Origin of the sequence: Pontibacter chitinilyticus (genome assembly GCF_039748935.1) — a bacterium.
Classification (GTDB): Bacteria; Bacteroidota; Bacteroidia; order Cytophagales; family Hymenobacteraceae; genus Pontibacter; species Pontibacter chitinilyticus.
This window is the reverse complement of sequence record NZ_JBDIZJ010000001.1, coordinates 741359-763713: the sequence shown is the minus strand read 5'-3', so window position 1 is coordinate 763713 and position 22355 is coordinate 741359. Positions and strand designations below refer to the sequence as shown.

General features: G+C 50.3%; 14 protein-coding genes. 11 read left to right on the top strand and 3 right to left on the bottom strand.

What is annotated here, in order from left to right; genetic code table 11:
- Window positions 1-88 precede the first annotated feature (88 nt).
- The gene (locus ABDW72_RS03265) at window positions 89-511 is read left to right on the top strand and encodes a nuclease A inhibitor family protein (protein WP_347157026.1); all 423 of its coding nucleotides are present in this window, start codon (window positions 89-91) and stop codon (window positions 509-511) included.
- Here the strand turns inward: ABDW72_RS03265 and ABDW72_RS03260 are convergent.
- On the bottom strand, window positions 508-2001 hold the full coding sequence (locus ABDW72_RS03260; protein ID WP_347157025.1) for a phytoene desaturase family protein: 1494 nt from the start codon (window positions 1999-2001) through the stop codon (window positions 508-510). The two genes, ABDW72_RS03265 and ABDW72_RS03260, sit on opposite strands and share 4 nt — an antisense overlap.
- A 70-nt stretch (window positions 2002-2071) precedes the next feature.
- On the opposite strand from ABDW72_RS03260, the gene ABDW72_RS03255 reads away from it, so the two are divergent.
- The gene (locus tag ABDW72_RS03255; protein ID WP_347157024.1) at window positions 2072-2902 is read left to right on the top strand and encodes an SDR family oxidoreductase; all 831 of its coding nucleotides are present in this window, start codon (window positions 2072-2074) and stop codon (window positions 2900-2902) included.
- A 141-nt stretch (window positions 2903-3043) separates the two neighbouring features.
- Here the strand turns inward: ABDW72_RS03255 and ABDW72_RS03250 are convergent, their stop codons facing one another.
- A complete protein-coding gene (locus tag ABDW72_RS03250) occupies window positions 3044-4810 on the bottom strand; it encodes an APC family permease (protein ID WP_347157023.1) in 1767 nt (588 codons plus the stop codon).
- 357 nt (window positions 4811-5167) lie between these two features.
- Here ABDW72_RS03250 and ABDW72_RS03245 point away from each other — a divergent pair, with 357 nt between their 5' ends.
- Both ABDW72_RS03245 and ABDW72_RS03240 read left to right on the top strand, forming a co-directional pair.
- Window positions 5168-6403, top strand: coding sequence for a BaiN/RdsA family NAD(P)/FAD-dependent oxidoreductase (locus tag ABDW72_RS03245; protein WP_347157022.1), 1236 nt, complete (start codon window positions 5168-5170; stop codon window positions 6401-6403).
- 81 nt (window positions 6404-6484) lie between these two features.
- Window positions 6485-6940, top strand: a complete 456-nt coding sequence (locus ABDW72_RS03240; RefSeq protein ID WP_347157021.1) for a ferritin-like domain-containing protein — start codon at window positions 6485-6487, stop codon at window positions 6938-6940.
- A gap of 312 nt (window positions 6941-7252) precedes the next feature.
- Here the strand turns inward: ABDW72_RS03240 and ABDW72_RS03235 are convergent, their stop codons facing one another.
- The gene (locus ABDW72_RS03235) at window positions 7253-9076 is read right to left on the bottom strand and encodes a DEAD/DEAH box helicase (protein ID WP_347157020.1); all 1824 of its coding nucleotides are present in this window, start codon (window positions 9074-9076) and stop codon (window positions 7253-7255) included.
- Between the two features lie 644 nt (window positions 9077-9720).
- Between ABDW72_RS03235 and ABDW72_RS03230 the strand changes: the two genes are divergently transcribed.
- From ABDW72_RS03230 to ABDW72_RS03200, 7 genes are all read left to right on the top strand, one after another.
- Complete coding sequence (locus tag ABDW72_RS03230; protein WP_347157019.1) at window positions 9721-10263, top strand: hypothetical protein; 543 nt, start codon at window positions 9721-9723, stop codon at window positions 10261-10263.
- Between the two features lie 169 nt (window positions 10264-10432).
- Window positions 10433-13831: a UvrD-helicase domain-containing protein gene (locus ABDW72_RS03225; RefSeq protein ID WP_347157018.1), complete on the top strand. Its 3399-nt coding sequence runs from the start codon at window positions 10433-10435 to the stop codon at window positions 13829-13831.
- Between the two features lie 163 nt (window positions 13832-13994).
- The gene (locus ABDW72_RS03220) at window positions 13995-16253 is read left to right on the top strand and encodes an ATP-binding protein (protein WP_347157017.1); all 2259 of its coding nucleotides are present in this window, start codon (window positions 13995-13997) and stop codon (window positions 16251-16253) included.
- A gap of 1 nt (window position 16254) precedes the next feature.
- Window positions 16255-16683, top strand: a complete 429-nt coding sequence (locus ABDW72_RS03215) for a VOC family protein (RefSeq protein ID WP_347157016.1) — start codon at window positions 16255-16257, stop codon at window positions 16681-16683.
- Between the two features lie 171 nt (window positions 16684-16854).
- Window positions 16855-19761: a PD-(D/E)XK nuclease family protein gene (locus ABDW72_RS03210; protein ID WP_347157015.1), complete on the top strand. Its 2907-nt coding sequence runs from the start codon at window positions 16855-16857 to the stop codon at window positions 19759-19761.
- 118 nt (window positions 19762-19879) lie between these two features.
- Complete coding sequence (locus ABDW72_RS03205) at window positions 19880-20491, top strand: hypothetical protein (RefSeq protein WP_347157014.1); 612 nt, start codon at window positions 19880-19882, stop codon at window positions 20489-20491.
- 285 nt (window positions 20492-20776) lie between these two features.
- A complete protein-coding gene (locus ABDW72_RS03200) occupies window positions 20777-22252 on the top strand; it encodes a M48 family metalloprotease (protein ID WP_347157013.1) in 1476 nt (491 codons plus the stop codon).
- Window positions 22253-22355 lie beyond the last annotated feature (103 nt).

Below are 22355 nucleotides of genomic sequence, written 5' to 3'. Positions count from 1 at the left end.
TTAAGGTTTTGGCAGTGTAATATTGCTGCCTGATCAGGTTAAAGATAAAGATACAATTTGATGAAGGCTTAAATTAATTGCTTTTGCTATGAAGACGAAAGAACAGTTGCAGCAGGAGTTGATGCAGTCCGTAGACGGGCTGCTGATGCATAGTGAGATTGAAGCACCTTTTGAGTTTGTTTACATCCGCCTTCGCCCGGACCAGTCGTATGGCCCCGAAGCCGTGGCCGAGTGGGCCGGCAAACCTTCCGGAATGAAGGTGCAGACAAAGGAGCTGGAGCAGTTTATGCAAGAGATGAAAGGACTCAGCACCGATGCCCGCTGGAATAACAGCGCTGTTGGTTACCAACTGCTGACCGACAAGTTACATGCGCTGCTGGAAAACGTGAAGGTATACTGTATCACGCAGATTGGGACGGAAGTATACATGCTGGGCAAAGCAGAAGACGGCTCCTTCTGTGGCTTACGAACCATGGTAATCCATGATGAGGCGACTATAGCGGAAGACTAGCTGCCCTTTCCTGCGCGGGGATGATCCTGCAGGAGCTTGTTGGCAGCAATGATCCCGCTCAGACACACCCCGGGTATACCCTGGCCGGGATAAACGGTATCACCACAAACGTAAGCTCCGCGGTGGTCCAGGCGGGCGTCCTTCATCTGCCAGGGCCTGATGTGGCGGTACTGCGGGTAGCCGCCAACTGCCCCAAAGGCACGGCGCGTCCAGAACTGCCAGGCCCCGGGTGTGGCGCCTTGTTTATACTTAATGTTGCCGGGCTGAATCAGTCCGCGCTCTACCAGAACCTGCCGTATCACCTCCTCCAACGCTTCTTTTTGTTGAATGTAAGTTTCTGCCGGATCAGGAATATGGGTGCTGACGGACGCCACCACCTCACCTGCGGGCGCCCGCAGCTGATCATCTTTCGGGCTGAAGCTGATGAAAATGCTCTTGCTGCCTGTGAGCGGTAGTCCGCCTGGCACGTGCACCTGGTGGTGAAGCACATCGGGTGGGTCCTGCTGCAGCACCAGGCTCATGGTAAAAGCGCCGTTCAGCAAGGGCGAAGGCAAAACATACGGTTGCAGCTTCTGCTGCACGGCTGCATCCTGGAAAAGCTTTATGGTGTTGTTAAGTGGAATACCACTGATAACAAAACGGCTGCTGAACGTAGCTTTAACTGTTTCGGTCTGGTACCCCCCTGCCACGGGTGTGATTGTTTTTACGTCCTGCCCATACTTCACCTCCCCTCCTTTTTCCTGCAGGTACTTTACTACCGGCTTAACCAACTGCAGCAGACCTCCGGGCACGTAATAGTTTCCGTAGAGGGTATAACACAAAGCCGTGGCACCAAAGGGCTCACTCACTTCCCCCACATAATTTTGGGCTGTTATTAGCAGCTGCTCGTTCACAAAATCCACAAAGAGCTGGTTTTGTAGCAGGTCATACTTGCGCAGCACGTCCTCCATAGTGCGAAAAGCTCCCCGCGCCAGCATTAGCTGCGAGGGGCGCGCCCGCAAAGCAGCATGCAAAAGGTCCGTGACTTTGGAGACAGGAAAACTCTGCTGTTGCAGCGAAGTGCGCCACACCTGTTTACTGACCTTGTAACAATGTTCCCAGAAAGGCCGCTGCTGGTAAGAGCCGAACACCCGCTCCGCCTCAGCGATCCAGGCATCGAGCTGCTGGTAGCGCGTCAGCACGCGGCCATCCGGCAGATGCACCTGCATGGGCACTTCCAGTTTACGCGCATCAACCTGTATACCGGTCTCATCGAGCAGGTAACGCAAGGGCATGTGCTCATCCAGCCCCACCAGCGTGGTAGCACCCGTCTCAAACAAATAGCCTTTGCGCTTGTAGGAGGTAGCACAGCCGCCGGGGTATTTCGCCTGCTCCAGCACACATACGTGCAGGCCGCGTTTGGCCAGCAGGGCCGCTGCTGTTAAAGAGCCGAAGCCGGAGCCAACGATCACCACATCGTATGTCATTTTTGCGTTACTTTGCTGTCTCATGTTATTGGTGCTGTAACAGCATACCTACTCATTTGTTACAACCAGCAAAAACAAAGTATAAGATCTAAATATGAATGAACCCACAACGATAAGTATACTGGGCTGCGGCTGGCTCGGACTGCCGCTGGCAGCGCAGTTGGTGCAGGCAGGCTATCGTGTAAACGGCTCCACTACCTCTGCCGAAAAGCTACCGCTGTTAGCTAAAAAAGGGATTCAGCCTTTCCTGATCAACCTGCAGGAAGAACGCCTGGCGCAGGAAGCCCTGCAAAAATTTCTGCAGGCGCAGGTGCTGGTCCTCAACATCCCGCCTCACCTGCGTTCGGATGGCGGCGAAGCTTATATAAACCAAATGCATCTGCTCCTGAAAGCTCTGCTTCGCTCACCTGTCAGCCGGCTGTTGTTTGTCTCTTCCACCTCTGTCTACCCTGACCTGAACCGCGTGGTAACGGAAGAAGATGTTGTGTTTACTGATGAACTGGAACCCGGCAATATGCTGCTGCAGGCCGAGCGGCTGTTTCAGGATCGGGAGGAGTGGATTACAACGATTGTGCGATTCAGTGGTTTGGTGGGCGGCACCCGGCAGCCCGGCCGGTTTCTGGCCGGGAAGAAGGATGTGCTAAATGGAGATGCTCCCGTAAACCTCATTCACCTCGACGATTGTGTGGCTATTCTGCAACGCATTCTGGAGCAGCAACAGTGGGGCAAGGTGTATAATGCCTGCGCATTAGAGCACCCGATGCGCAAGGATTTTTATACAAAAGCGGCAGTGGCTATCGGTTTAGCTCCCCCGGAGTTTGCAGCGATGGATAAAACAGCTTTTAAACTCATCAAAAGCCAGAAATTGCAGGAGGACCTGGCCTATACCTTCATCCACCCCGACCCGATGAACTTCTTTTCCTGATGCCCGCAAACCATCAGGTTTAAAGGTTGGAATGCACATGAAGAAGGAATGAAAGTAATTTCCTAAAGTATAGTTTGCTGCTCCATACTTGTTAAACACCTGTGATTGAGGTATTCTTGTTTGAGCGCCGCCAGAACAGCATCAGATAACCAGCCTGACGCCACCAAGTTCTTCCAGGCCATACACAAAGTGATGGCCGGGTGAGCCTATGAACATGAAGTTTTTGGGAACATTCCACGCTTCAGAAAGCTCCTCTATTAGCTCAGGCCCGAAATGCCCTCTAATGGTAACGAATTCTACGTCTATTTCCGGGAAAGCACGATCAAGTACCTCTACATCCTCCATCAGTTTATGAGGAGGTTCCTGTCCATCTTCCAGCACATTCACAATTTTGATGCGGTTGGTATGCTCATTTTCCTCCACGTAGCGCATTACCTGGTTGATGTTGTAGATATTATCGCCCCTCGTAAAAAAAACAAATTCATGCGACTTAATCTCTGTGATCAGCCGCTTTAGAGTGTACGATTTAAAAGGTAGTATTTTCTCTACCGGGCTGCCCAGTTCCTGCAACAGGTATGTAAACAGGCGAAGAATCCGGATGCGATACAACATGATCAGCACAATGGATACTGTCGGGATAAAGTACTTGAGAAAAACGAAGAGGTACGCCGGATTTAAAATGGCATTACCCAACAAGGCAGCGGCTACAGCAGCAATGGCTATAAACAAGGCAATCGGAGAAGCCCGAACCGGGCGCGGCAGCCGGCCACGCCGCATCTTAAGCAAAATGTTACCGACACCAAACAGCGCCATTACAGATAAAAAGGAGATGGTATATACCCCAGCCAGTGCGCCCAAATCGCCAGCCGTGATGAAAAGTATAGAAACGCAAAGCAGGAAAAAACTGATCATGATCAGGTAAGCAGAGCCGCGCTTGTTGGTGATCAGCAGAAATTGCGGCAGGCAGCGGTCCAGCGTCATGCGGTGTACGAGGCCCGTAACACCCACATAAGAAGTTAAAACAGCGCCGCTCAATACCAAAGCAGCATCCACCGATACAAGCGTAGACAGCCAGTTGCCACCGGCTACTTCTCCCAAATAAGCCAATAGCGCATTTTGCTGTCCCGGCACCTCTACCATCGGGATAATAGCCAGCACCAAAAATGCTGTGAGCGGGTTAAAAATGGTAACAGCGAGCCACATGTTGCGCAGTGTTTTGGGGAATACACCGCGCTGCTGCTCTTCCACAAAGTTTGCCGAGCTCTCGAAGCCTGAAATGCCCAGCATGGCAGCAGCAAAGCCAAAGTATAATGCCTGCCAGATACTGCCCTTCAGCGGTTGGCTAAAGTTAAGGTGCATTATATTGAGCCCGTGCGTAGTCAGGTAATAAACGCCCACTAGAATCAACAGCGTGAGCGTGAACATGTGCGTGATAAAGATGATGACCGCTACAATCGAAGACTCGCCAATTCCAAGTATGGTGAGTCCCATAAAAACTGCTAAAAGTCCGACTGTCGCATAGATGATGGGAAGGCCGCTCCATAGTTCGTGCACATAATGCATGGCTTCATTTGCGGATATTACGGCTGTCGCCATATAAGACAGCAGCGTAAGGCAGGCAGCTAACGAAGCGGTTTGCTTGCTGGTGGTGTTTAGCAGCGCATTGTAAGCGCCACCATTTAGCGGCAGCGCTCCTACCACTTCGCCATAGATGCTTCGGAACAGGTACAATACCCCACCTACCATCAATAGCGATACCCAGGCATATTGCCCCGCATAGATGATAGCTAGTGCCGAGACATACAGGCAGGAAGATGTAATGTCGTTTCCACATATAGCTGTGGCGGATAACTGGCTGAGCTTTGGCGCATGTGTGGGAGAAATAGCGTTGTTTAGGTTCTCTTTCATTTTGTAGGACAAAGTTGAATGAACGCCTCTGCCGAACCTGTATAAGTATATGATAGCCAAAAGTTTCACTAAATCTTATCTCTTTGCGGTATAAGGCAACATCAAAGCACAGCAGCATGCCGCAAAAGACAGACTGCCCAAGTATAGCAGTGCTCCGGATGAAGTATACTGCAATTCTTTACCAAGCTTAGCGAAAGCGACTATAAATAAGGCTCTTTTCGAGCTAGACACAAGTATAAACCAAGTGACACGTACCAGGTTGAAGCAGGCAAGGCGCTCGTACTTTGCTGGCTGCGGCAAATTAGTTATGGCGAATTCCTTACCTTTGTAGTCCATTAAAATTCATCTTACACAAGTATGCGGGTTGTAGTAATTGGCGGCGGCGCTGCCGGCTTTTTCGGTGCCATTGCCTGTGCCCAGGCAAAGCCGGAAGCGCAGGTGCTGTTACTGGAAAAGTCAAATAAGTTGCTGGCCAAAGTGCGGGTATCCGGAGGTGGCCGCTGTAATGTAACGCATAATTGCCCGGTACCTGCCGTATTTGCCCGCCATTATCCGCGCGGGGCTAAACAGCTGAAAGAAGCCTTTAAAACCTTTGGCGCCACCGAAACGATTGCTTGGTTTGAGCAGCGGGGAGTTCAGTTAAAGACCGAAGCAGATGGCCGTATGTTCCCCGTGACGGATAACTCCGAAACTATTGCCAATTGCCTGTTGCAGGAGGCGCAGCGGCTGGGAATAAAGATCAGGACAGGCGCTGGTGTGGCCCAAATTGAAAGCACTGGCTCTGCCGAAGTTGCACAATTTGTACTGCACCTTAGCTCCGGCGAAAGTATTTCTGCAGATAGAGTCCTGATTTGCACCGGCGGTAACCCCAAAAGCGCCGGGTACGACTGGCTGCGGGCACTGGGCCATGCTGTACAAGTGCCGGTGCCATCGTTGTTTACGTTTAACGTGCCGGGGTCTCCGCTGCTGGACCTGCAGGGAGTATCGGTGCCGAAAGCTCGCGTGCGGGTAGCTGGCCAGAAGTTGGAGTACGAGGGGCCGCTGCTCATCACGCACTGGGGCTACAGTGGACCGGCTGTCCTTAAATTATCTGCCTGGGGCGCCCGTCTTTTTCACGACTTGCAGTATACGTTCACAGCCCTACTCAACTGGATACCGGAATACACGGAAGAAACGCTGCGCGAGCACCTGCAGCAATACCGACAGGCGCACCCCAACAAGGTTGTGAGTACCAACCCCATGTTCGGTCTGCCGCAGCGTCTTTGGAAAGGGCTTACGCAGTTGGCCGAAATTCCGGTAGAAACGCGGTGGGCAGCTTTGCCTGGCAAAAACACTAACAAATTGGTAGAAGCGCTGCTCCGAATGCCCATCGAGGTAAAAGGGAAAACCACCTTTAAAGAAGAGTTTGTAACCTGCGGCGGCATCGACCTGGTGCAGGTAAACATGCGCTCCCTGCAAAGCCGCATTGTACCGGGTGTATACTTTGCCGGCGAAGTGCTCGATATAGACGGCATTACCGGCGGCTTCAACTTTCAAGCCGCCTGGACAACCGGTTACCTGGCTGGAAATGCCATCGCGCAAACACTGTCATAGGCAGCCGGTAAAACTGCCTTGGGCAACAAAAGTAGCGCCATAGCAGTATTACTGCATATTGGATCATTTAAAAATAAAACTATGACGATCAATAAAGAATTATATTCAACCATACATCATCTGATTGAAAGATGCAAAGATGGCGCTAAAGGCTACAAAACAGCGTCAGAAGATATTGAAGACAGCGATCTGAAAGAGTTGTTCAGAAAATATGCTGTGCAACGCGATAGCATGATCACAGAATTGCAGGACCAACTGACAAAGATGGGCCATGCAGACGACGAGAGTAGCTCTATAGAAGGTACTGTACACCGCGCTTGGATCGACATTAAATCTGCACTGACCTCTAAAGACAGAGCGCGTGTGCTGGACGAATGCGAACGTGGAGAAGATTACGCTGTGAAAGCGTACCAGGAAGCGCAGAAGAAAGAGTTGCCTGGCGAGCTTAAAGCTATTGTACAACAGCAATACAACGATGTTAAAAATGCGCATGACCACATCCGCTCTTTGCGCGATGCAGCCAAGAAAAATGCATAACATTTGTATACATCACTACTAAAAAGGGCTTCGGCCCTTTTTTTGTGCCTACCAAGTATAAAACAGGTATAAAAAAACGAGGCTGATATCCGTCTGATAAGAGCCTCGTTCTATTTAACTGCGTAAACAGCCAGTTTAATTTTCCAACCTTTTATGATGCTCTGTTTACGGGTGCAGTCAGGCTTAGGTTTGATATTCCAGACAAAATCTGAACTGGTGAGCTAAACAAAAAGGCCTGCCCCACGGCAGGCCTTTTGGACGTTATAAGTATGCGTATAAAAGCAGCCAAACAGCTACCGGTATTCCGCAACTCTAAAATCTTTTTTTACGGAAGCCGCCGCGATCACCGCCTCGGTTCCTATCGCCACCACCGAAGCGGTCGCCACGGTCACCACGATCGCCGCCAAAGCGGTCGTTACCACCACGTCGGTCTCTGAAAGAGCCTCCCCGGTTGCCACCGCCACGGCTCTCACCGCCAGAGCGGTTAAACCCGAAATCATCATTCCCGCTACGGCTACCGCGGTCTCTTTCGCCACCGCCGCCAACTTTCTTGTCTGATTTCTCGATGATCACAGTACGACCGTCAACCTCCACGCGGCCTACGCGCTGCAGAATGTTGGCTGTATATTCGCTCGGCACTTCCACAAAGCTGAACTTATCATAGAGGTCAATATCACCCACTCGTGCAGCGGGAATATCGCTGTTCTGGCTTAATAAGTCGATAATATCGCGTGGGTGCACCTGGTCTTTCTTACCGATGGTGATAAAGAGTCGGTCCATGCCATCTTTAGTAGGATGCAGGCCCTTCTCCACTTCCGCGCCTTTCTCTTTCACTTTAGCCTCTTTCATGCTCATCTTCAGCAAAGCTGAGGCAACATCAAGCGGCGTATAGCCATCGGTTTCATTTACAAACCGCTCGATACGCGCCACCTGCTTGGCCAGGTGGCCTTTCTCCAGCACTTCGCGCACTTTGTCAAAGAACAGGTTGGTGCGGATCTCATTCACATCTTCCAAGGACGGGATCTGCTGCAGCACGATCTTCGCCTTGGTATAGCGCATGATATCTTTGATCTTATACCCGTCAGTACGGTTTCCGACAAAAGAGAACGCCTTGCCAGACTTGCCGGCACGACCAGTACGGCCGATGCGGTGTACGTAAGATTCTTCGTCCTGTGGCAGGTCGTAGTTGATAACTGCTTCCACATTGTCTACGTCTAAGCCACGGGCCGCCACATCAGTCGCTACCAGTATTTCCAGGGTACCATTGCGGAACTTACCCATCACATTGGAGCGCTGGTTCTGGTTCAGGTCACCATGCAGGGCATCGGCAAAATAGCCGCGGGCCTGCAATCCGGATACCAGTTCATCCACCATACGCTTGGTATTACAGAAGATAATGGCAGACTTCAGGTTATACATGTCCAGCAGGCGCGATACTGCCTCCTGCTTCACGCCGCTGCGCACTTCAAAGTATACCTGGTCAATATTGGTAACAGTCAGTTCCTGATGCACCACTTTCACGATAACCGGATCCGTCTGATAACGCTTAGTCAACTCCATGATCGGCTTCGACATAGTAGCTGAAAAGAAAATGGTCTGGCGGTCTTCAGGAATACGCTCGAGCACGTACTCGATATCTTCCCGGAAGCCCATGTCCAGCATTTCGTCCGCTTCATCTAAGATGATTTTTTTCACATGGTCCAGCACGAGGGTACCGCGCTCGATGTGGTCCATCACGCGGCCGGGTGTACCAATCACAATCTGTACGCCTTGCTTAAGCGCGCGCAGCTGCCGGTCATAGGGCTGTCCGCCATAGATAGGCACCACGCTGATGCCGGGCTTATACTTAGCTAATTTCTGAATTTCACCGGAAACCTGGATGGCTAGCTCGCGGGTAGGGCACAGGATCAGGGCCTGCACGCTGCGGTTGCTTTCATCTATGGTTTCAATGGTAGGGATGCCGAAGGCAGCTGTTTTGCCAGTGCCTGTTTGTGCCTGTCCAATAATATCCCGGCCTTCTAATACAACAGGAATAGCTTGAGTCTGAATGGGAGAGGCTTCTTCGAACCCCATGTCTGCAATGGCACGCTGTACTTCCTGCGAAAGCGGAAGTTCTTCAAATCTGATTTTGTTCATTTAACTTACTTGATAACAATTTATGACACATCTGGAGACAGCCTGGCTTGACCCCTTGGGAAAGAGCGACGCAAAAACTAAAAACAATCAGGGTATGCCAACAGAAGGTGTATCCGGTTATGCAGTAAATCAGACTGATTCCAAATCAGCCGCAAAGGTAGGCATTTATACTCAAACTAACTAAAAATTTCTTTTCTGAATTGTACTGTTCTCCTTCACCTTTCTTTTATGTTTTATTACCAATTATTGCAGCTATTTTACCATTATTTATACACATCATAAGTTAGAATGTTTAACTTAAGCCATATAATTAAAAAAAATATTAGCAAAAAGCAACTACATAATCTTTTACCCGTATTTAAGATACATTCACAAGAGAAATACAGACGTTAGCATTATTCTATAAGTAAAATTCAATCATTTTATACTCAGCATCGTAGACACGCAAAATAGTAGTATCACATTGCAGAATTGCACTGTCGCTAAGGCTATTTAAAAGTGAAATTCAATACAAATTAGCACAGCTCCCTTTACCTGCTTCTGACGACCAGAATGTACTTGGCCCCAGCTACGTACTTACCCTTACTACCTTGGTAGTGCCTGAAACTGTTTAAATGTAACTGTAACCCCTTAATCCCATATGTATGTTGCACTTCTCCAAAATCTCATCAAAAGGTAAAGACTTTAACCTGATCGCTTCAGGAGCGTTAGCTTTCAAAATTCATAACAAGATTCTGAAAGACGAGTCTTTTGTACAAGGCACCAAGATCAGCCGGAACATGCTGCTGAACAGCAACGCGTTCCCGAAAGATCGTTCAGAGCAAAAGAAGGTATTCTTCGTAATCATCTCGGACCTGGATAGAACAAATGTGGAGGCGCTTTGCAAATCAATCGCAGCTGAACGCGCGAAAGGCAGTTATGCAGTTTGCCAGGTTATCCCGATGTACTATAACGAACCGTCCTTTAAAGCATTAAAGATGCTGCGCCATACGTTTGATGAAGTAATGGAATTAAGCAAGTTCAATCTGGGCGGCAGCAAAGCCCTCTCCCACGCCGAACAGCAGCAGTGTATTATCACGGATTATTCCCTATCGATGGCGCGGATCATGTACCATGTTTGCGTAAACGATTTTGCTTCTAACCTGGCCAAACCGGATCAGCGCATCTCAGAGCCAGCCTACGCGTAAGCTCCGCCTATCCGATAAACATATGCACAAGCCCCGGCAACCATCAGTAGCCGGGGCTTGTGCTTTGTAGCCTTTGGAAGCTGCTAGCTTGTGCCTGCAACAAACTTTTGAGATTAAATTTGCCTCCAGTCCCTCCTTCGCAGTATCTTTAAAGTATAGATACGCCCTTATGCCCGCTACCTTTAAAATATACTCTTCTTCTGCCGGGTCCGGCAAAACCTACCACCTGACCAAAGAATACCTGAAGCTGGCGCTGCACACCTCTGATGCCGGGTATTACCGTTCGATTCTGGCCATTACGTTTACCAATGATGCCGCCGCAGAAATGAAAGAGCGAATACTGGGTGCTCTGCGCGGCTTTAACGACCAGAACCAGCCAGAAAGTTCTAAAGCTAAAAGTGAGCAACTGCTGGATAGTATAACCGCAGACTTACAGGAGGAATACCCCGAAGAGAAGCTGGAAAAGGAGGAAGTCCGGCAACGGGCAGCCAGGTTGTTTAGCCAGGTGCTTTACAACTACAGTGATTTTTCGGTCAGCACCATTGACAGCTTTGTGAACAAGATCGTGCAGGCATTTACGCGCGAACTGAACATCCCGCATAATTTCGAGGTAGATCTGGACTCGCAGACGCTGGTGACCACTGCTGTACAGCTGTTACTTGACAAAATAAGCAGCAGCAAAGACGACTTGCTTTCTGAAACGCTGGAGCAGTACGCCCTGGAAAAAGCACGCGAAGGCCGCAGTTGGAACACACTTCCTGACGACCTGGCCGACTTTGCCCGGAACTTGTTGAACGAGCAGGTATACGAAGCCGTTACCGACCTGCAGGCACTTACACTGGAGGACTTTAAAGGGATACGAGGCCAGCTGCTTGCAACAAAAAAACAGATCGAAGAAGCGGTGCAGGAGGCTGCTCAACAGGCATTAGTACGTATAGAAACTGCTGGCCTCTCCCCTGCCGATTTTTACCAGAGTACCCGCGGCATCTGCGGCTATTTTACCAAGTTCTCGCGGGAGGCTGACCTGACCTACAGCAATAATTATGCAACCCAAACCATAGCCGATAACAAGTGGTATGCGGGCAAAGTCAACACTGCAACCAAAAGCCAGATCGACAGTGTCAGTGCACATCTCACCGAGCTATACTTTCACATCGAAGATATTAAGGAGAAGTATGCGGCTACGGCCACGCTGATTAACGCCATCGTGCCGCACCTCTATAAAGTGTCGGTGCTGAATGAGCTGGAAAAGTGCCTGCAGGAGATCAAGCGCGACAAGAATACAGTGCATATTTCGGAGTTCAACAAGCGCATCATCGATATTGTGCTGCTGGAGCCGGTGCCTTTTATTTATGAGCGGCTGGGTGAGAAGTATAACCATATCCTAATCGACGAGTTTCAGGATACCTCGGTGCTGCAGTGGAACAACCTGTTGCCGCTGGTGGACAATGCCTTGGCTTCGGGCCATTTTAGTATGGTGGTGGGCGATGCCAAACAGGCTATTTACAGGTGGCGCGGCGGCGAAATGGAGCAGATACTGCACCTCTATAAAAAGAGCACGGAAAAACTATACCAACACCGCCGCCACGGGCAGATCATCCGGGAACGGTATGAATCAGTTAACCATACCTTGTCTCCCGCTGACCTGAATACCAATTACCGCAGCCGCGCAGAGATCATCGGCTTTAACAATGAGCTGTTCACGTTCATCAGCGCGCAACACCGGGCGTTCGGAATGTTCGCTTCTATCTATGATGACAAGTTTGCGCAGCAGGTGCCAGCCGGCAGCGATAAAAGTGGCGGCCACATCCAGATCATGTTTACGCATGCCGAGGACTCCAATTACAAGTATAACCTGGAGGGCTGCTCCCTTACGGAAGAACTATACGATGGCTACTCCCACCCCGAGATCCTGAGTTACGACGAAAGTATGCTGAACATGGTGCTGCAACTCGTTAATCATGGCCTCGCAGAAGGTTATACGTTAAAGGATATGGCCATACTTTGCCGCACGAACGTCAAAAGCAAGCTCATTGCAAATTTCCTGAAAGAGCGTAAATTCGATATCATCTCCCAGGACTCGCTTTCCCTGCAGTTTGCCGAAGTCATTAACCTGATTATTGCGCTGTTCAGGGTATTTAACAGGCCCAATGACACCTTGGCCAAGTCAGAAGCCCTGTACCTGGTGTGCGCCGTAACGCTGGAAACCATACCTGATACCAGTATGACGCAGCGCATTGCCGAGATCGCTAATACGACTGATCCGCAGCCTTTTTTCGATCAGTTGCGGGTGTTTGGCTTTGATCTGAAAGAGCGGGAAACAGGCAATCTTTCCCTCTATGAACTCACTGAGCAGCTGATCCGCATTTTCAATTTACTGGATAAAAATAATGAGAGTGAGTACCTGTTCCGCTTCCTGGACCTGGTGCTGGAGTATAGCCTGAAGAACAGCAACAACCTGAATAATTTTCTGGGGTATTGGGAGGTGCAGAAAGAAAAACTAAGCATCAACACGCCCAAAGATCGCAACGCCATCACCATCACCAGCATTCACAAATCAAAGGGCCTCGCCTACCCCATCGTCATCATTCCGTTTGCCGACTGGAGCACGGAGCCAATGTCGCGGGCGCTGATGTGGAGCCAACTACCGGATGAGGTAACCGTAACGGGCAAGCTGCGCAGCGTGGCCGTTAATATAAGTTCTAAACTGGAGACAACTGTTCTGGGCGAGCAGTACAGCACTGAAATTGAGAAGACGTTCATAGAAAACCTCAACATGCTGTATGTGGCCGTTACCCGCCCCATCGACAGGCTTTACCTGATCGGCAACAGCAAAGACCTGCAGGACGACCGCAAGGCAGCAAAGGCGCTGGAGGGAAATGCAAAGAATGTCAGCCACCTGCTTTACCGCTTCCTGGTGCACAAACAGTTGTGGCAGCCGGGGCAGTTTTGTTACCAGTTGCATAAGGGAGTGCTACGGCAACATCATGCCAGTATCGCAACTGACAAAACATACTTCCTGGAGCACTTGGTAACCTCCGATTGGGCGCAGCGATTGCAACTGAAGCAGCATGCCAACAACGTATTCGACTTTGAAACGCAGACAAAGCAGCGGCAGGAAAATAAAAAGCTGCACTATGCTTTGTCGCGGGTGGTAGTGGCGTCGCAGTTGGATGCTGTATTGCGCCAGATGGTAAACCAAGGCCTCATTAGCGAACGTGAAAAGCCTGCCTTGCACCTGCGCCTGCAAAAAGTGCTCGACCATCCTAAGCTATGCCATTACTTTACAGATAAGGTCGTGGTGGAGCACGAAAAAGAGCTGCTGGATGCCCGCGCCTACCTCTACAAACCCGATCGGGTGGTGTTTGATGGCGAACAGGTGGTGCTGCTCGAATTTAAGCTTCCGCCGCCAGCGCCGGAGCACCGCAATAAACTGGATCATTATGCCGTGCGCTTCAAACAGCTCGGTTACGAAAAGGTAAAGTGTATCCTTTACTATTTCGATACGGCAAAGGTGGTGGAATGGCAGTATGGCAGTAAAAGCATGCAAATGGGGCTAGCCCTTTGAGCTCCGAAAGCACTAATATTTTTTCTTCAGATCAAAGCCTGCTGCAAGTATAAGTATAAACCGAAACAGGCTGGCAAAACAGAATAATTCACCCGTACAAAATCGATCCGAAGCTCTCTAAAACGGCAATATTTCCGTATTACCTGGAGCTTATGTCATTTACATGAAAAATTATAGTAACCTACACGTTAACCTTTCCAACTGCGATTCTGAGCCGATCCACCTTATTGGACAGGTGCAGCCACATGGCTTTCTGATCGTGTTAAGCAACAGCGCTTTTGTGGTAGAGCAGGTAAGCGATAACATCCGGCACTACCTGGGTGTAGCACCGGAGCAAGTGCTGGGCAAAACCCTGGCGGCGCTGAGCAAACCGGATGAGTATACCCACCTGAAATGGCAGCTGCAAAATGCCAACCTGATGAACCCGCAGTTGCTGATTTTACAGGGGCAGCAGTTTTTCGGTTTTGTGCATGAGTCGGAAGACAAGATCATACTTGAAGTGGAGCCCTACACGCCTACTGCTGACCAGGAGCGGCTGAAGCAAAATTACCTGTACTCGCAGTTTCAGTCGGAACTCAATAGCCTGGAATCACTTGAAGAACAAGCGCAGCTCCTGATGAAATTTGTGCAGCAGCTGCTGGATTATGACCGGGTGATGTTGTACGTGTTTGACCAGGAGTGGAATGGGGAAGTGATCGCAGAAAAAATAAAGCCGGGCGTTCGCTCTTATCTGTACCACCATTTTCCATCTACCGACATTCCGGCGCCGGCCAGGGCCTTGCTCGAGAAAAAACATGTGCGGCAGATACCCGATGTTTTGGCTACTGCCGTACCTATTATCCCTTACTTCAACCCCACCACCGGTGCGCCTTCCAACATCATACAATCGGAACTGCGCAACCCTTCCGAGATTCACCTGGAGTATCTGCAGAACATGGGTGCCGGCGCAACGCTCTCTATTTCCATTATAGTGCGCGACAAGCTGTGGGGCCTGATTACGTGCCATAACGAAGCGCCTGTTTTTATCAATTACTGGATCAGACAGTCTTGCAACCTGATGGCCAAATCATTTGCGAATGCCGTGCTTGCCAGCCAGGAGAAACGGGATCTGGGTACGCTCGGAAAGTATAAAGCGATAGAAGAAGCCTTGATGGCGCAGGTGGATGTTGCCGGGGAGCTGGGCGAAAGCTTATGCGGCCAACAGCAGACGCTGCTTGACCTAACCGAAGCCAGCGGAGCCGCGATTTTCATTCAGAACAAATTCTACACTGTCCGCCATGTACCCAACAAAGCACAGCTTCGGGAACTGGTAGACTGGCTGGCAGCGCACAGCTCTGACCGTATCTTTCATACCCGCGCGTTATCGAAGCAGTTTGCGCCGGCCGCTGCCTATAACGCCGTTGCCAGCGGGCTGCTGGCGCTGGAGATCTCACGGTATAACAAAGAGTACATTTTATACTTTAAACCGGAGATCAGGGAGACCCGGATCTGGGCGGGCAACCCTGAAAAACCTGTTTCAACGGGACCAGACCAGCGCATTCACCCGCGTAAATCTTTTGAAAAGTGGGAAGAAGTGGTGAAAGGCAAGTCGCTGCCCTGGAAAGCGAATGAATTGGAGATAGCACAGGTGCTGCTAAAAGATGTGATTGCTATTCTGTTGCGCAACCAGGCTGCCCAGCTGGATACGCTGAATCAGGAGCTGCAAGCTACTGCCGAGGAACTGCGCCACAAGAACAGCCGCCTCGAAGATTTCGCACACATTATTTCCCACAACCTGCGCTCGCCGATGAGCAACATTCAGGGCCTGTATGCCTTGTATCAGGCCGAACCGGATTCCGGACCTGAGGTGCTGGACAGGATAAGTAAGGTGACGGATAACATGTCTGCCACGGTGGATGACCTGAACCAGATCCTGCGCACCACCATAGAGCCACAGCTGCCGCAGCAGGCAGTTGCTATTGCCGGTATTATCGAAAAGGAGAAGCAGAACTTGGAAGCGATCATTACTCAGACGCAGGCCAACATCCGTACAGAGCTGCTGGCCCCTTCTATCACCATGCCGAAAATTTACCTCGAAAGCATTCTGCACAACCTGCTATCCAACGCGCTCAAATACCGCTCTGATAGCAGAAAGCCCGAAATTAATATCCGCACCTGGCACGACCACAACCGGTTTAACCTATCTGTAAATGATAATGGTTTGGGTATGGACCTGCAAAAGGTGGGAGAAAAAGTGTTTGGCTTGTATAAAACTTTCCATCGGAACAAGGATTCTAAGGGCTTTGGCCTTTACCTCACCCGGATGCAGGTGGCATCGCTGGGCGGCAACATTTCTGTAGAAAGCAAACCGGATAAAGGCACTACCTTTACTGTGACTTTCGACATGGCGCAGATGTACAAGAGCCACGACAAAACGGAATAACATGGAACAACGGATCACACTTATTACGCTGGGCGTTAAGAACCTGCAGCGCTCGCGGGATTTTTATCAAAATACGTTCGGCTGGCAGCCCCTGCCGAGCAGCACCGAAGGCATTATTTTCTTTCAGCTCAACGGCATTCAGCTGGCGCTTTTCCCGCAGGAGTCGCTGGCTGATGATGCCGGCGTGCAGGCCGATGGCAAAGGCTTCCGTGGATTTTCGCTGGCCCACAACATGCAATCAGAGAAGGAAGTAGATGACCTGGTTTCGGCACTGGAAAGCAAAGGAGCACGTGTGCTGAAGCGCCCGGAAAAAGTATTCTGGGGCGGTTACAGCGGCTATATAGCTGACCCGGATGATAACCTGTGGGAGATCGCCTATAATCCGTTTCTGCTGCCCGAACCCGGCGAAGCATTTGCCAGCATACATTAGCTGCCCACCCTGGTGCAAGTATAAACGGCGGTTCCGGTTTATACTAATACCACTGCGTGTTAGGTAAGTATAGGTGTTACGTGTGCCGGTGCATCTAGTCCCATGAAGTATAAAAATGCTGCCCTGTGCAGCCTTAAGAGCAATTAACTAATCACGAGCAATAAACAACTAGTGCAGACATTTCTGGAGCTTGCCGCCAAATACGTTTACGAGAAGTATAAAGAGAACATCAGCGACTTGTGCATCGTGCTGCCTTCCCGCCGCGCCAGTTTCTTTTTCAAGAATGCGCTGGCACAGGCGGCCACCGAGCCGATCTGGTCGCCGGAAGTGTCGGGCATGGAAGATTTTATCACGCGCCTGGCCAACACGGATGTGTTGGAGCCGATCAATCTACAACTGGAGCTATTTGATCTCATGCGCGAGCAGGACCCGCTGCTGGACTTTGACCAGTTTGTGACCTGGGGCGGTACCCTGCTGGACGACTTCAGCCGCATGGACCAGAACATGGTGGATGTGCGGAAGCTATTTGAATACCTGTCGGAGGCGAAAGCGCTGGAGCGCTGGGACCCGAAGTTCCTGGGCAAGGTGATCTCCCCCACCATGAAGAAATACTTCAGCCTCTGGGATAACATCGACAAGACGTACCATCAGCTGCAAAAGCGCCTGTTAAAAAACAAGCAGGCGTATACGGGTATGGCTTTCCGGAAGGTGGCCGAGAACATCCACCGCATTGCCAAGTCCTCTGATTGCCAGCAGTTTATTTTCATTGGCCTAAATGCGCTCACCAAATCCGAAGAAGTCATCATTAAAGCGTTGCTGAAGCACGACAAAGCAGAGGTACTATTCGATAGCGATGACTTTTACATGGAGGAAGGAACGCCAAACCGGGCCGGCACTTTTCTGCGCACCTATAAAAGCACCTGGAAGCTGCCGGAGTGGCGCTGGCAGCAGAATATGCTGCTCACCGACGAAAAAGATATCACCGTTATAGGCGTCGCAAATGCAAGTATGCAGGGCAAACTGGCGGGCCAGCTGCTGCAGGAGATAAGGCAGCAGGACAAACACGCGCAAACAGCCATTATCCTGCCCGATGAAACCCTGCTCCTGCCGGTACTCCATTCCATTCCGGAAGAGGTGCCCAACTACAACGTGACCATGGGCCTGAGTTTCAAGGGTACGCCGCTGTTCAACCTCATCGACCTGTTGTTTGAAGTACACCTGACCGGCGTCACGCAGCTGCAGGAAAGTGGCTATAAAGTATACCAGTACCACCACCTGTCCGTCACCAAGCTGCTCACCCACCCTTTTATCCGCAGGTATGAGCTATACCTGAACGACCAGCCGAAGCAGGCCAAATACCACGGTTTTATCCAGCAGGTGATTGACAAGATTGTGACAGATAACCGAGTGCTGGTATCAGCGCAGGATCTACTCAAATTCGGGCAGCAGCACCCACTCTTTGAAACGCTTTTTAAAACCTGGCGCGACTGTGACGACATCATCACGGCCATGTATAACCTGATCGAGATGCTGCGGGAAGTATACAGCCACCAGCCTAACGCTATCGAAACGGAGTACCTCTACATTTTTTATACGTTGGTGAAGCGGCTGGATTCCATATTTGACTGCCGCGAGCACAAAATCGGCGTACGTAGCTTCCGGAAGTTCCTGTATGAGCTGATCGGCTCTACCCGCCTGCCCTTCAGCGGCGAACCCATCTCGGAGGTGCAGATCATGGGTATGCTGGAGACGCGCGCCCTGGACTTTGAGAATGTGATCATCCTGTCGGTGAACGAGAACACCTTGCCGGCTCCCAAACGCCACGAATCGCTGATGCCGTATGACGTACTGCGGGAGTTCGGGCTGCCTACCTATGCCGAAAGCGAGGGGGCGATGGCCTATAACTTTTACCGCTTGCTGCAACGCGCCAAGCGCATCAACCTGCTGTATGTGCTGCCCTCCGATACCTATGGCTCCGGCGAGAAAAGCCGTTTTATACTGCAGCTGCAAAACGATTTGGCGCTCCGTAACACAAACATCCGTTTCCGTGATCTGACAGCCGCCGTAGAGCAGCAGGAAACCAGAAAGTATGACGAAGATCTCCTGATCGAAAAAGATGCGCAAACGCTAGAACAGCTCAAAAAAGAGCTGCAGAAAGGCTTGTACCCTTCGCACCTGAACATGTATATCAACTGCTCGTTGCAATATTATTTCAGCCGCATAGCCAAGATTCAGGAAATGGACGAAGTGGAAGAGCAGCTTGGCACTGATAAGTTTGGCACGCTGGTGCACCAGGTACTGGAGGACTTCTTCCGTCCCTTTGAGCAAAGCGGCGCTCCTATCCGGGTGGCCGATGTAGACAAGATGCTGCAGGAACTACCTGAACAGGTAAAAGCAGAATTTAAGAAAACGACGCGGGGTGCCTCACCCGAACGCGGCATGAATTACCTGTTGTATAAAGTGGCCGTGCAGGTGCTGGAGAAGTACTTAACCACCCTCAAAGCATCGGATGAATTGCCGCTGTACGTGCTGCGCCTGGAGGATACCCTGGCAGCCATCCTACCTGTACAGGTGGGCGACGAAGAAATTCAGGTGCGCATCGCCGGCAAAGCCGACCGCATTGACCTGACTGGGCATGAGCTGCGCGTGATCGACTACAAAACCGGCAAAGTGGAGCGTAACCAACTGGTGGTAAAATCGGAAGAAGTAGCACTGCATTTCACCACCGATAGCAAGAATGATAAGGCCCGCCAGCTATGGCTGTACCAGTATATTCTGCAACGCAGCCTGCAGGAGCAACCGGAGCTTATACTTAAAAACGCCAGCCATGTGTCTGTACAAAGTATAACGCCCAGGTCTGGCATTCTGTCGTTCCGCAACCTGGATGCGGGGGTGCTGTCGTCGGAGTTTAACTTTCTGGAAGCGGATGAAACTACGCCGAAAGACTTCTTAACTGCTTCGGAAGAACTGCTCACCCGTTTCGTGCAGCGCATGCTGGACCCTGCTGAACCGATCCGCAAAACAAACGATCTGGATGTATGCCAGTACTGCCCGTACAGAGGCATCTGCGCCCGCTAAAGTTATTGGCTAAGGATAGAAGCTATAGGGTATTTACTGCTCGTTATGAAGCCCGGGGAATGCAACCTTTTAGGTCCTTTGTGGCTCTCCTCTAAAAAGCCACCTAAAGCACCGCCCTATGAACAGACCTTTGCTGGTACTTGCCTGCCTCCTGCTGCAGCCCCTGCTCTTTTCCTGCCAAGACCCTGAAACCGAAGTAGCTCCCATAGAGCGCATCATTCCGTTGCAGGTTGGCAACCAGTGGTTGTACGAGGTCTCGGATTATGACGGACAAGGACAGGTGCTCAGCACCTATCGGTTTACTCGGTCTGTACTCCGTGATACCCTCATCAACGGCAGCACCTGGTACCTGCTAAACGACAATACCCTTGTGCAGAATAGCGATCAAGGGTACGTTTATTACAACAGAGCAGGCCATGAGCCAGTTATCCTGTACCCGAATGCCACGTATGGCGGCATTGGCTATTCCTATAGGTATACTGATTTTCTACTGTGGGTGCTAACGACCAGAACCAGCCAGGCTGCACCGGTAGCAAACATCGCCGGCAATTTCACCTGCTACGAATATGCTATCGAAAAGCAATATACGCGTGACGGTAAGCTGGCTTTCACAGTAAAGGAGAAGAACTATGTAGCGCCAGAGAAGGGAATAGTGCGCTCTGATTTGTACTATGCCGATTCTGATAACCTGTTCCGCCGCCAGGAGTTGGTAAGTTACCGCCTGCAGTAAAACGCTGCCAGCCTGCTAAAAGGCCAAGCTAAAATCTACAGAGAACAGAGGTAAGTATAGCAATATCCGGGAGCGCCCGGTTTGCCAGCCTCTCTGCAGAACCTGTAGGCACTAACACAAGCCCTACACATTTTTTCATTCACATCTAGCCTTTGTACTCTAAAAGTACAAAGGCTAGATGCTGTCCGCTGTTCTGCAACTACAAACTTTCCTTCGCCGTTGTACACAATAGACTTTCGTTGCACTTTGTAAGGAAGGTATTTAGGTCACACAAACAGCTCTACTATGAAAAAGACATATATTACTTGCTTTACAGCTTCTATACTGCTCCTGTTTAACTCCTGTGCCACCAATCCGGTCACGGGCAAAAGAAACCTGGTACTCATGTCTGAGGAGCAGGAAATAGCGATGGGCCAGCAATCAGATCCGGCGGTTATAGCACAGTTTGGCTTGTATGATGCACCTAAACTGCAAAACTTTATACAGCAAAAAGGACAGGCAATGGCTGCCATCTCGCACCGCAGCAATCTTGAATATCATTTTAGAATTGTGGATTCTCCCGTGGTGAACGCCTTTGCTGTTCCGGGGGGTTACGTATACTTTACGCGCGGTATTATGGCGTATTTCAATAACGAAGCGCAGTTTGCCGGTGTATTGGGCCATGAGATCGGACACATAGCCGCGCGGCATTCTGTGCAGCAGCAAACCAAATCAACGCTGGCGCAGGTGGGGCTCCTCGCGGGTATGGTGTTGGCGCCTAATGTAGCATCCCAGTTGGGTGATGCGGCCTCACAAGGCTTAGGATTATTGTTTCTGAAGTTTGGCCGCGATGATGAGCGGCAAGCTGATAAGTTAGGGGTTGAGTATTCGTCTAAAATAGGTTATGACGCCGAAGAAATGGCAGACTTCTTCCTGACGCTTTCACGCCAGTCAAAGCAAAGCGGCGCTGAGGAAATTCCTGATTTCTTATCTACACACCCGAACCCCGAAGACAGGTATGAGGCTGTGAATAAGCTGGCCTTCGACTGGAAAAAGAAACTGAAATTAACGCACGCCAAAGTAGACCGTGCTGAATACCTGCGGCTGATCGATGGCCTGGTATATGGCGAAGACCCGAGACAAGGCTTTGTAGAGAACTTTGTTTTCTATCACCCGGAACTCAAATTCAAATTTCCGATTCCGAACGGTTGGGCTTACATGAACTCCCCGCAACAATTCCAAATGGCGCCCAAAGACGGGAAAGCAATGATGTCGCTCTCGCTGGCACCCGGCGAAACCCTGGAAGCGGCCGCCAAACAGCTCCTGCAGCAATACCAGTTGCAGCCTGTAGAATCAAAAAGTGTTACGGTTAACGGTTTGCCTGCCCTCGCAATCATCGCTGACCAGCAGCCGCAACAACAAGCTCAACAGCAACAACAGCAGCAGCAACAAGCTATCCGCACGCTCATCTACCTGATCAAATATGGCGATAACATCTATAGCATGATAGGCATCAGTGCTGCCGAAAATTTTACGAATTATTTCCCGATGTTTAGCAACACCATGCAGAACTTCAGTGTGCTGAGCGATCCTGATAAATTAAACAGAAAACCTGAACGCATCGACATCAAAACCATTGCGCAGACAACTACGCTTGGCAATGCTTTTCAAAAGTATAATGTGCCGGAAAAACGGATGGAGGAGCTGGCTATTTTAAATGGCATGCAACTTACCGATCAGGTAGAGAAAGGCACGCTGATCAAGGTATTGGAAAACTATTAGTATATTTCTGCTACAAAAAAAGGCGCTTCCATAATTATGGAGGCGCCTTTTTTTGTAACTATTCTATTGAACCTAATGCGGCAATTTAAAGCTAGCGCAAACG

Bases quoted from the DNA above. Each gene is read 5' to 3' on its own strand.
- ABDW72_RS03230 (WP_347157019.1), top strand. From the start codon at position 9,721: ATGTTGCACTTCTCCAAAATCTCATCAAAAGGTAAAGACTTTAACCTG.
- ABDW72_RS03265 (WP_347157026.1), top strand. From the start codon at position 89: ATGAAGACGAAAGAACAGTTGCAGCAGGAGTTGATGCAGTCCGTAGAC.
- ABDW72_RS03220 (WP_347157017.1), top strand. From the start codon at position 13,995: ATGAAAAATTATAGTAACCTACACGTTAACCTTTCCAACTGCGATTCT.
- ABDW72_RS03215 (WP_347157016.1), top strand. From the start codon at position 16,255: ATGGAACAACGGATCACACTTATTACGCTGGGCGTTAAGAACCTGCAG.
- ABDW72_RS03245 (WP_347157022.1), top strand. From the start codon at position 5,168: ATGCGGGTTGTAGTAATTGGCGGCGGCGCTGCCGGCTTTTTCGGTGCC.
- ABDW72_RS03225 (WP_347157018.1), top strand. From the start codon at position 10,433: ATGCCCGCTACCTTTAAAATATACTCTTCTTCTGCCGGGTCCGGCAAA.
- ABDW72_RS03260 (WP_347157025.1), bottom strand. From the start codon at position 2,001: ATGAGACAGCAAAGTAACGCAAAAATGACATACGATGTGGTGATCGTT.
- ABDW72_RS03235 (WP_347157020.1), bottom strand. From the start codon at position 9,076: ATGAACAAAATCAGATTTGAAGAACTTCCGCTTTCGCAGGAAGTACAG.
- ABDW72_RS03240 (WP_347157021.1), top strand. From the start codon at position 6,485: ATGACGATCAATAAAGAATTATATTCAACCATACATCATCTGATTGAA.
- ABDW72_RS03255 (WP_347157024.1), top strand. From the start codon at position 2,072: ATGAATGAACCCACAACGATAAGTATACTGGGCTGCGGCTGGCTCGGA.
- ABDW72_RS03250 (WP_347157023.1), bottom strand. From the start codon at position 4,810: ATGAAAGAGAACCTAAACAACGCTATTTCTCCCACACATGCGCCAAAG.
- ABDW72_RS03205 (WP_347157014.1), top strand. From the start codon at position 19,880: ATGAACAGACCTTTGCTGGTACTTGCCTGCCTCCTGCTGCAGCCCCTG.
- ABDW72_RS03200 (WP_347157013.1), top strand. From the start codon at position 20,777: ATGAAAAAGACATATATTACTTGCTTTACAGCTTCTATACTGCTCCTG.